This is a genomic window from Candidatus Phytoplasma phoenicium, from assembly GCF_001189415.1.
Taxonomy (GTDB): Bacteria; Bacillota_I; Bacilli_A; order Acholeplasmatales; family Acholeplasmataceae; genus Phytoplasma; species Phytoplasma phoenicium.
The window spans coordinates 1-2360 of the sequence record NZ_JPSQ01000035.1; the positions used below are offsets into that span (position 1 = coordinate 1).

Genomic DNA, 2360 nt, shown 5'->3' on the forward strand with positions numbered 1-2360 from the left:
AGAGCATCTGACTGTTAATCAGAGGGTCCTAGGTTCGAGTCCTAGTGTAGGCGCCATATCAATGTTTAATTATATTACAAATTATTTTCAAAAATAGTTGTTTTGAATATTTTTATTCAAAAATATAATATATCTTTTATATCGATATTTAAAAAAAAGGAAATGTTAATGAATTCAAAATTATTTGAAACTATTTTTGAAAATAACTTATTAACTGTAGAAATTAATAAATTAGCAAAACAAGCGAATGGTAATGTTTTAGTTCGATATAAGGACACAGTGATTTTAAATATTGCTGTTTTAGGAAAAACGGATGTTGTTTTACCTTATTTTCCTTTAATGGTGAATTATCAAGAAAAACTTTATGCTGCAGGGAAAATTCCAGGTAGTTTTGCTAAAAGAGAAGGAAAACCATCAGATCATGAAGTATTAATTTCTCGTTTAATTGATAGAGCTTTAAGACCTTTGTTTCCTGATAATTTAAAAAAAGAAGTTCAATTGGTGAGTACTGTTTTAAGTAGTGATCCAGATTGTAATAATGAAATTTTTTCTCTTTTAGGATGTTCTTTAGCTTTGTTAGTATCTAATATTCCTTTTACAGAGGCTGTTGCTAGTGTTTGTGTAGGTTGTGTTAAAGATCGATTCGTTATTAATCCTACTTTAAAAGAAAAAGAAAAATCAAGTTTTTTACTTACTCTATCGGGCACTAAATATAGTTTAAATATGATTGAAGCTATTGCTAATGAAATTTCTGAACAAGTTTTGTTGGAAGCGATGTTTTTAGGTCATCAAAAAATTAAACAATTGTGTTTATTTCAAGAACAAATCAAAGAAGAACTTAATCTAACTAAAATACAATTATATCCTACGATATATAATGAAAAATTAAAAAAAATTATGGAAGATTTATATAAATCACAAATACAACAGTTTTTAGAAGATAGTTATCGAAATAAAACAGATAATGTTGTTTTCAACCAAAATATTAAAAAGTTAAAAAGTGAAATATTAATATATTTTCAAACAACACATTTCAGTAACAAAGAATCAAACCTTTTTTTAGATTTGGAAAATGATGCAAATAGTTTAGTACAGATAGAAAAGCTTTTTGATCATTTAATTAGTCAATTTTTTCGTAAAATGATTATACAAGAAAAAAAGAGAGTGGATGGTAGAAAACTAGACGAAATTAGAAGTATTAATACTCAAATTAATTTATTACCTCGAGCACATGGTTCTGCTATATTTACACGAGGGCAAACCCAAAGTTTAGCTGTAGTTACTTTAGGCACTTTGAACGAAAGTAAAACAATTGATGATTTATCTGAGGAAGAAAAAAAACGTTTTATTTTACATTATAATTTTCCTTCTTTTGCAACAGGTGAAATTGGTCGATATAATGCTCCTTCACGCAGAGAGATAGGACATGGTATTTTAGCAGAAAAAGCTTTGCATTATATGTTACCTTTAAAAGAAGATTTTCCTTATACGATTCGAGTCGTATCAGAAATTTTAGAATCTAATGGTTCTTCTTCACAAGCTACGATTTGTGCTGCTTCAATGGCTTTAATGGATGCTGGTGTTCCTTTAAAAAAAGCTGTTGCAGGAATTGCTATGGGATTATTTTATTATGAAAAAAAAGCTATTATTTTGAGTGATATTCAAGGATTAGAAGATAAAGAAGGAGATATGGATTTGAAAGTATCAGGCACTGAAAAAGGAATTACTGCTTTGCAAATGGATATTAAAATAAAAGAAATTACGTTTGATATTTTGAAGGAAGCTTTGTCTAAAGCTCGTTTAGGATATATGGAAATTTTAACCAAAATGAACCAAACTATTTCGACTTCTAAACAACAACTTTCGATTTATGCTCCTAAAGTTCAAGTTATTCATGTTAAAACAGATAAAATTAGAGATATTATTGGTGCAGGAGGTAAAATCATTTCTCAAATTATTGAAAATCATGATAATGTAAAAATTGATATTCAACAAGATGGTAAAATTTTTATTATACATCATAATCCAAACATAGTTCAAAAAACATCTGAATATATTTTGAATTTAGTGCAAGATATTAAAGTAGGGAATATTTATGAAGTTACAGTATCTAGAATTTTAAAGGATAAAAAAGGGCAATCTTTTGGTGCAATTTTAGAAGTTTTTTCCAATATCGAAGGATTTATTCATATTAGTCAATTAACAAATACAAGAGTAGAAAAAGTTGAAGATGTATTAGAAATTGGTGATAAAATTCGAGTAAGATGTATTAGTATCAATGAAAAAGGTAAAATTGATTTTTCTTTAAAATAAATTTAAAGAAAAAAAATTTAAAGAAAATTTAAGTTTATTATTTGTAA

General features: G+C 26.6%; 1 protein-coding gene. It reads left to right on the forward strand.

The features are described from left to right. The first annotated feature begins 168 nt into the window (after positions 1 to 168). Positions 169 to 2313, forward strand: a complete 2145-nt coding sequence (locus AlmWB_RS00965; RefSeq protein WP_050337217.1) for a polyribonucleotide nucleotidyltransferase — start codon at positions 169 to 171, stop codon at positions 2311 to 2313. Positions 2314 to 2360: the final 47 nt, after the last annotated feature.

Bases quoted from the DNA above. Each gene is read 5' to 3' on its own strand.
- AlmWB_RS00965 (WP_050337217.1), top strand. From the start codon at position 169: ATGAATTCAAAATTATTTGAAACTATTTTTGAAAATAACTTATTAACT.